Annotated in this window: 8 protein-coding genes, 3 pseudogenes and 1 other annotated feature; of the genes and pseudogenes, 9 read left to right on the forward strand and 2 right to left on the reverse strand. The window is 32.9% G+C overall.

Annotated features, from left to right (window positions below; translation table 11 throughout):
- The first annotated feature begins 107 nt into the window (after positions 1–107).
- The 6 genes and pseudogenes from AB8S09_RS15520 (at position 108) to AB8S09_RS15545 (ending at position 4419) form a co-directional block, all read left to right on the forward strand.
- Positions 108–718: pseudogene (locus AB8S09_RS15520) on the forward strand (GrpB family protein).
- Between the two features lie 36 nt (positions 719–754).
- Positions 755–1135: pseudogene (locus tag AB8S09_RS15525) on the forward strand (VOC family protein).
- A 290-nt stretch (positions 1136–1425) separates the two neighbouring features.
- A complete protein-coding gene (locus AB8S09_RS15530) occupies positions 1426–1776 on the forward strand; it encodes a helix-turn-helix transcriptional regulator (protein WP_294185222.1) in 351 nt (116 codons plus the stop codon).
- A 21-nt stretch (positions 1777–1797) separates the two neighbouring features.
- A complete protein-coding gene (gene clpP, locus AB8S09_RS15535) occupies positions 1798–2385 on the forward strand; it encodes an ATP-dependent Clp endopeptidase proteolytic subunit ClpP (protein WP_369869521.1) in 588 nt (195 codons plus the stop codon).
- Positions 2386–2524: 139 nt separating this feature from the next.
- The gene (locus tag AB8S09_RS15540; RefSeq protein ID WP_294185219.1) at positions 2525–3016 is read left to right on the forward strand and encodes a flavodoxin family protein; all 492 of its coding nucleotides are present in this window, start codon (positions 2525–2527) and stop codon (positions 3014–3016) included.
- A gap of 137 nt (positions 3017–3153) precedes the next feature.
- Positions 3154–3207, forward strand: a sequence feature (sodium ion sensor (DUF1646 type); this cis-regulatory element may regulate processes involved in with the transportation of sodium ions).
- Positions 3208–3249: 42 nt separating this feature from the next.
- Positions 3250–4419: a cation:proton antiporter gene (locus tag AB8S09_RS15545; RefSeq protein WP_294185217.1), complete on the forward strand. Its 1170-nt coding sequence runs from the start codon at positions 3250–3252 to the stop codon at positions 4417–4419.
- Between the two features lie 104 nt (positions 4420–4523).
- Here AB8S09_RS15545 and AB8S09_RS15550 read toward each other — a convergent pair whose 3' ends face one another.
- Complete coding sequence (locus AB8S09_RS15550) at positions 4524–4688, reverse strand: hypothetical protein (protein WP_294185215.1); 165 nt, start codon at positions 4686–4688, stop codon at positions 4524–4526.
- A gap of 194 nt (positions 4689–4882) precedes the next feature.
- On the opposite strand from AB8S09_RS15550, the gene AB8S09_RS15555 reads away from it, so the two are divergent.
- On the forward strand, positions 4883–5398 hold the full coding sequence (locus AB8S09_RS15555; protein ID WP_294185213.1) for a hypothetical protein: 516 nt from the start codon (positions 4883–4885) through the stop codon (positions 5396–5398).
- Positions 5399–5611: 213 nt separating this feature from the next.
- On the forward strand, positions 5612–6136 hold the full coding sequence (locus AB8S09_RS15560; protein WP_294185211.1) for a flavodoxin domain-containing protein: 525 nt from the start codon (positions 5612–5614) through the stop codon (positions 6134–6136).
- A 24-nt stretch (positions 6137–6160) separates the two neighbouring features.
- Here AB8S09_RS15560 and AB8S09_RS15565 read toward each other — a convergent pair whose 3' ends face one another.
- Positions 6161–7840, reverse strand: coding sequence for a DUF2207 domain-containing protein (locus AB8S09_RS15565; protein WP_294185210.1), 1680 nt, complete (start codon positions 7838–7840; stop codon positions 6161–6163).
- A gap of 147 nt (positions 7841–7987) precedes the next feature.
- Here AB8S09_RS15565 and AB8S09_RS15570 point away from each other — a divergent pair.
- Positions 7988–8530, forward strand: a pseudogene (locus tag AB8S09_RS15570) (methyl-accepting chemotaxis protein); the annotation flags it as partial.

Genomic DNA, 8530 nt, shown 5'->3' on the forward strand with positions numbered 1-8530 from the left:
AATTTTCCCATTTTAATTTGTGCTTTTTCTTGACATAGTACCATAATAAATAAATTCCGAATTAAAATTGAGTAATATGAATATTAAATTTATTGGAGGAGACTTTAATGAGAACTAAACATGTAATAGTGGAAGATTATAATCCAGAATGGAAAAATGAATTTGAACTTATAAAATGTGAATTATTAGCAGTTTTATCTGGAAAAATAAATTCAATTGAGCATGTAGGAAGTACATCTGTGGAGGGATTGGCGGCAAAACCAATCATTGACATAGATGTTGTGATTGACAAAAATTTTGAAGAAGTAAAAAAAGCATTAGAGTCTATTGGATATATATATGAAGGAAATTTAGGCATATCTGGCAGAGAAACATTTGCTTATAAAAATAAATTACATTTAATGGCACACCATTTANAGAGTCTATTGGATATATATATGAAGGAAATTTAGGCATATCTGGCAGAGAAACATTTGCTTATAAAAATAAATTACATTTAATGGCACACCATTTATATGTATGTGATAAAGACAATGAGAAATTGCATTGGCATATAACATTTAGAGATTATTTAAGACAGCATAAAGAAGATAGGTGTAGATATAGTTCAATAAAAAAAGAAATGGCTTTGAAATATCCAGAAGATATAGACTCGTATATTGCAGGAAAGCAGCCCATAATTTTAGATATCTATAAGAAATGTGGTTTATGTAAATGAATTCCAAGTCAAATTAAGAAAAGGGGAAAATATATGATGAAAGCACAAATTAATCTTATTACAATTTGGACAAATGATATAGATAAAATGAAAAAATTCTACAATCAAGTTCTTGAGTTTAGAATTGAACCTTGGTAATTATGTTGAATTTGAAAACGATGGAGTAAGATTTGCTATTGTATGAGAGATGTTATGTATGTGTATAGTAGCGAATATAGGAAAAAGTCATCTGGACAGGGCTTTGAACTCGCTTTTCCATGTGAAAATCCTAATGATGTTGATGAATCATTTAAGAAGTTAATCTCCAAAGGAGCAATTTCTATTCATGAACCACAAGATATGCCTTGGAATCAAAGAACAGCACTATTTGCTGACCCAGATGGAAATATACGTGAAATTTTTGCAGAAATTATATAATACGTGATCTTCTTAAAATTTGAAATAAAGATTATTTAAAAGTAATATCAAGACAAATAGGAATTTAACGAGTTGTTTTGTAAGGATTAAAGCAGTGAAAATTATATTAGGAAGGAATAAAGGATATTGTGGAGCTTAAACTTCACAATATCTTTTTTTGACTAGGATGATGAAAAAGCTGAACTGCTTTTACAATACTTTTATGGTATAGGAGCAAAAAAAGACAGGATTTATATTTGCTGTTGATATATAATATAAAGAAAAGCCCAAGAGAAGGGAGCTGATCTTAAATGAATTATAATGTCTGTGTTAGAAAGTCTATTGAATATATAAATAATAATTTAGATAAAAAAATAGGGCTTGAGGATATTGCAGGGAGAGTATTCATGTCGAAGTTTCATTTTCATAGAATCTTTCATGCTGTTACAGGGAAATCTGTAGCCGAATATATAAGGGAAAGGAGACTTGAAGAAGCTGCAAAAGAACTTGTAAATACGGACAGCAAAATTGTGGATATAGCGTTGAAATATCAATTTAGTTCGCAAGAATCTTTTACAAAGGCGTTTAAAAGGCTTTATGGAACACCTCCCGGAAAATTTAGAAAGAATCTGAACAATGGTATTGCTTTTATGGCGGCATAATTATGGTAAAGGAGTGGTTTGATGAGTTATGTACCAGTTGTTGTTGAACATACAAATTCAGGAGATCGATCCTATGATATATATTCCAGGCTTTTAAAGGACAGGATAGTAATGTTGAATGATAAGGTGACAGATGCAGCGGCAAGTGTCATTGTGGCACAGTTATTGTATCTTGAGTCCGAGGATCCTGATAAAGATATCAGTTTTTATATAAACAGCCCGGGAGGTTCCATCACTGCAGGGATGGCGGTGTATGATACAATGCAGTATATAAAACCGGATGTGTCAACTATATGCATTGGTATGGCCGCCAGTATGGCATCTTTCTTACTGACAGCAGGTACAAAGGGAAAGAGATATGCACTTCCCAACAGTGATATATTGATACATCAGCCATCGGTGTATGGAGGAATGCAGGGGCAGGCTACGGATATAGAAATTCGTACCAGGTGGCTGCTGGAAACTAAGAAAAAAATGAATAGAATATACAGTGAAAGAACAGGCAAACCTATTGAAAAGATAGAAAAGGACACGGAAAGGGATTATTTCATGTCTGCAGACGAAGCTGTAGATTATGGAATAGTAGACAAAGTGCTTTTAAAAAAATAAAATCATAATTCAATGTTAAAAAGAGACCTTATTGTAAATATAAAGGCCTTTTTTTGAATTTAAATGGATTTTTTGAAATACTTGTTATAATATGTAGATAAAAGAATTTTTAATAAATGGAAAAGAGGTAAATTCTGTTATGGAAAATAAAATTCTCGTTGTATACTATTCTCTTGAGGGGAACACGAAATTAATAGCTGAAGCTGTTTCAAAGGCTGTGTCGGGCGACATACTGCAGATAAAGCCAGAAAAAGATATAAATCCCAAAAGCAAAATGAGATATCTTATAGGGGGCAAGAAATCTATAACTAAGGAAAAACCGGAACTTATGCCTTATGATGTAAAAGCCGAGGATTATGACGTCCTGTTTATTGGAACCCCGGTATGGGCCGGAAATTTTACTCCTGCCATCAGAAGCTTTTTTGCAAAAACAAATTTGAAAAGCAAGAAAATAGCTTTATTCAACTGCAGCGGCGGAAACAGCGGGAAGACTTTTGAAAATATGAAAAGCGAACTTGAAGGAAATGATTTTGTAGGCGAAATCGAATTCAAGAACCTCCTTAAGAATGATACAGAAAAAAATATAGAAAAAGCTAAAAAATGGGCTGAGGATGTCTGTAAAAAATTATAATTGAGAAGATTTAAAAACAGAGATGGGCCGATAAGACATAATAACATAATACATATATGTTAAATTATTGTATAATATTTTTAGATATGTTATAATTATTAGCATAATGTGTCTATAGATTTGAGCTATTTACTGTCGGTTGAATCAAGTGATTTGATTTCAAGAGAATATGACTTTCAGGGTGGAAAGTTCCTTTAGGGGCTTTCTATTTTTTTGTCCAGGAGGAATTGTATATGGAAAAGATGTTGCTTAATATTGTGCTGATTCTTATATTTACAAAGGCAGGGGGTATTATAAGCAGAAAGTTTAAGATGCCGGAAGTTTTAGGAGAGTTGATTGCAGGTGTTGTACTTGGTCCAATTGTATTGAATATTGTGCAGTATGATGATAATATCAAGCTCCTGGCAGACATTGGAGTAATTATGCTTATGTTTCTTGCAGGTCTTGAAACCAATGTGGAAGAATTTAAAAAGGCGGGATTTTCTTCGCTTGTGATTGCAGTAGGGGGCATAGTGCTTCCACTTGTACTTGGAACTTTAAGTGCATATCTATTTTTTGATAATTTTTTAGAAAATGTATTTGTTGGGGTTATTCTAACTGCTACGAGTGTGAGTATTACAGTAGAAACCCTTAAAGAACTTGGAAAGTTAAATACGAGAACTGGTATAAATATTCTCGGTGCGGCGGTTATAGACGATATATTGGGACTTATGCTTATATCCGTGGTTCTTGCGGCAGCCCAAACCTCCGGATCTGCAGGAATATTATCAGTTGTGTATGTATTTGCAAAAATAATTTTATTTTGCATTTTTGCCATAATTGGAGTAGTGTATCTGCCTAAATTTATGAATAAATTCAAGAAACATATAAAACCTGGCAGAGAGCTGCTTACATTTTCCATAGCTTCAGCCCTGTTAGCGGCGTATATTGCCGAGGTCTTGGGTATAGCCTCTATTACCGGTGCATATATATGCGGCCTCATGTTTTCATCATCTCTTCACAGGGAATATCTGGAAAGGAATGTGAGGTCAATCTCGTCGGGATTTTTATCTCTTATATTTTTTGCCAGCATTGGAATTGAAGCAAACCTAAAGGAAATTAACATGGATGTATTTTTTATCACCCTAATTATGTTTATCATAGCAGTAGTTGGAAAACTTGTTGGATGCGGCGGTGCTGCAAGGCTTCTCAAAATGAGCAGGAGTGAATCTGTTCAAATTGGAATCGGCATGATTTCAAGGGGAGAAGTTGCCATAATCACCGCCAACATAGGTCTCCAGAAGGGAATAATTACGGAGGAAATATTTCTTCCAACTTTAATTGTTGTAATTTTAACTACAATCATAACACCTGTTTTACTTAAATTATCATTTTCCCATAAAGTGGAGAAAAAGTATATATAGATTTAGATCACTTATAAGTTATTATCAAAGTAAATCATGAATTGATTCGTATGATTTTTCTAAAAGGAATTTCCCATTTTTTCCTTGTTTTCTAAAAATAAAAATTACTGGTCATTGTGGGTACCCCTTCCGCAGATTTGATAGCCTTTTTCACTGCTGTAAACTTTCCAATGTGTTTTTGATTCAAATTCACTATTACCCATGGAATGTCTATTTTTGCCTTTTTTCTGCTTTGTATCCTTGGTTTTATCAGACCTTGATTTTGCCATAAAAACACCTCCTCAATATAGTTTTTACTTAGAGAAACTTTTTATTCTAATATAAAAAATATATAGCTGATACTTTAAATATCAACCAAAATAAATTGGTACAACCTATAATTTGGTCTAATTATGAGAATTGAGGCTATAAGTGATATAATAGTAAGTGTAACCATTAAAAAATATTAATAAGGAGAGATAATATGGGTATTACAGTAAAAAATACCATTAAAAAATTTAAGTCAGACGTATCCGAGCATGTAAGTGAAAAATTAGCACAATTGGATTCCATATGCTATCTGCAGAGAAGACAATCCGATTACAAATTCAATATACATCAGAAGGAAAATAAGAAATTAAATTTACCTGCGAGTGATGGAAAACCCTGCATTAGAGCTTATGTATATGGCAATCTCATGTTTTCTGAAAACAGTATTTATTTGTCAAACAGGTGTATAAATAACTCGGAATCTCTGGAGCATGACAGCTACAGAAAAATTTACAAGAATCAGTATGACAAGTTTGTCAGCAAGCTGCAGGGCATGGGCAGTGAATATGAAAAGCAGAACTTTAAAGAACAAAATATGATTAAGGATGAAAAGGATGATATGGAAGGTATAAAAATTACAGACGACAATGTCGATGAAATAGTAGATGATATACTTGACAATGTGCAGCCTCTTTCTCCGGAATATATAAAGATGTTTTCAGATATATAAATGGGCAGCCGGCTGCAGCTGTTTGAAAAATTATAAACTAATATAAATAAAATTAGCTATCCAGAATTGGATGCTTTTTTTATTGAATGTTTTTTCAAATTCAAGTACTTTTATGAAACCCGTACAGGTACTGCAATTTGTGTCCAAATCACTATGGTATAATTGAATAATATTTTCTAGATATGTGCATTTATATACTGAGGGGTGAAAATAATGAAAATTGTGGTGATATACAAGTCGAAAACGGGTTTTACGAAAAAATATGCGGCATGGCTTGCGGAAGAACTGTCCGCTGATATTTTTGAATTTGAAAAAGTCACTGTTGGTATGCTGACAGGTTACGATACTGTTATCTATGGTGGAGGATTATATGCTGTCAGCATCAATGGAATAAAGTTTATATTGAAAAACTTGGATAAACTCAAGGGTAAGAAGATAATTGTGTTTGCAACCGGTGCATCTCCTGAGAGAAAAGAGACAACAGATGAAATAAGAAATAAAAATTTTACTCTGGAACAGCAGAAACATATACATTTCTTTTACATGAGAGGCGGTTTTGATTATAGTAAATTGAAGACTTTTGACAAAATACTTATGACACTGCTGAAATGGAAGATAAAAGGGAAAAAGGAATTGACGGAGGATGAAAAAGGTATGCTTGCCATTTATGACAAGCCAGTGGATTTTACGAGAAAGGATAATATAAACAAAGTGGTTGACTGTGTGAGAAAACAGTAGCCAATATTAATAAATCTGTAGAAATTAAAATCCTCCAGCACCTCCACCTCCAGAACTGCCTGAACTTGAACTACCTGAAACAGAACTTGAACTTCCAGAAGCTCCGGTTCCAAAAGAATTGTATATATAGTAATTGAAATTTTCGTTTTTATTCAAATTCATACTGTCAAAGAGAAGGTAATAATATACCCAGCCCATATTTTGTGAAGGATTCTGAAATGAGGTCATAATTCCTGACATAGTGCTATTCTTCATGTTCAGGGCTTCTGCATAGGGAATATAAGATTCTATGTAATCTGTACCAGTATTATAAGTAAAATCTGCATTTTTAATGTAGTTTTTAAATTTGATCCATTTATTGTATTGAGATTGCCCGTAAGGACTTCTTTTAGTACAATAATATATACCGCAGATCATTACAAATATGGATACAAGCAAATTGAATATTCCCAAATAAGCATTGAAAATCAGAGATACAATGGAAAATATAATTAGCCATTTTCCGGTACTGTTGGCTTTTTTATCACAGTAATTTCTTGATTTTACTTCTTCTACTACAAGTTTTGACCATTTTTGAAAATGGTGATAAAAAGAAGAACTTTTACTCGATTTTTTTATAGACGACGTATTGACACTTTCACCATTTCCAAGTATGTCGAATAGCCAGTTTATAAAATATCTCTCATGTTTTAAAAGTTCCTGTGCTGCTTTCCTAATTTTTTTAATTGAGAAATCAATTTTATCTTTCCCGTTTTCAGGTTCTAATTTTTCAATGGTCAAGTAACTTCTTCTCCATAAATCAAGTATTGTAGCATATATTGTCCTTCCATTTACAACTCTATTTACCATGTAAGCTGCTGCTGCAGGAGTACATTCTTCAGGAAGTTCTGGAGGAGAGTATATGTTGTATATATCCTCAGGATTGTTTCTGAATTTTTTCCATATAAGGAACATGGATATGATAAAAAAAAGTCCTAAGATCATACTTGTATAATTAAATATCTTTTTTATGATGAGGGCACGGACCATTTTCTGCTGTTGTTTTTCCCTGTAATCTGCCTCTTCATTTAGGATTCTGTCCAGGGCATTTTCGTTTCTTATCTTTGAAGACAGTGGAATTGAACTTGCCGGAAAAAGTACTCTGGTTTCTACCATTTCTTTTGAATTAACATGGGGAAAGCTATAGTCCACACTCCTATTTTTGACAGATACATTTCCACCTGAAACAGTGTGGCAATAGGCTTTTATATCTTTATTTTCTGCAATATTGGGGATGTTGATGTGAATTTTTAGATTGTTTATTTCAGTTTCATTGTAATCGGACCAATATTCGTAGAAAAATTCACCTGTATCCTTGTATTTTGTGGCAGCGTTTTTCATGGTATAGGTTATTTTGAAAGTTTTCTCTTCATCCTTTGAGGGGGAATATATTTTGATCCTATAGAGATCTGCATCCTGTTTTAATATTTCAAATACATTGCTGTCCCCATTTTTAGCATTATTTACCTTTTTAAGAGGTATCTCCTCTCCAGTTCTGGACTCATAGTACACTTTTGCATTGTACATACCACCTGTATTCCTAGTAGATATGTCCCTGTAAGCTCCATTGTATTTTTTGCTAAAATTATAAGTTATGAATTCTACCATATCAATGGAACCATCTTCTTTTATGCTAGTTTCTACATTGAATTTGGACAGATCCACTCCATCTGAAGCTGAAACATTTTAATTTGTATAACATTTAACAGAAGAAAATTTATTGTTCTTATGAGCGTATTCCAAAAATAAACGTATTCATTTAATAAATTTATAAAGTGTACGATAACATACAGGTGAGGAGGTTGAATTTGCATGAAAAACTACAAAAATAAAACTAACAACTTAAAATTTAAAATCTTATTTGTACCCATAATTATAATATTTATAACCATTTTAGTGATATCTTCCGTATCAATAGGAATAGCTAGAAGTAAAGTTATGTCTCAGATGAAAAATGACAGCATAATGCTGTCCAGCCAAATGTCCAGCAGGGTAGCTAACGATCTTGATTCTGAAAAGACATTGAACGAATCCATAGAAACCAGGATAATTACTTTATCAAATTTTATAAAGGACAACAACGATAAGGTGAATGATGATTATCTAACTGTTCTTGCCAGAGAATTTCAGGTAGATGAGATAAATGTTTCAGATCCTTCCGGAAAAGTGATATATTCAAATCTACCCGCCAGTTTAGGACATGTCTATGGAAAAAAGGAATCTGCATATAATGTACTAAATGGTGGAAAAAATGTGCTGATGGAAGCCATAAGGAAAAGTAACGAGCGTAATAGCTATTACAAATATGGCGCTGTGAAGAATTCAGACGGTGGAATCATACAGATAGGGGTGCTG

The organism is Clostridium lapidicellarium (assembly GCF_041224415.1).
In the GTDB taxonomy this organism is placed as follows: domain Bacteria; phylum Bacillota; class Clostridia; order Clostridiales; family Clostridiaceae; genus Clostridium_B; species Clostridium_B lapidicellarium.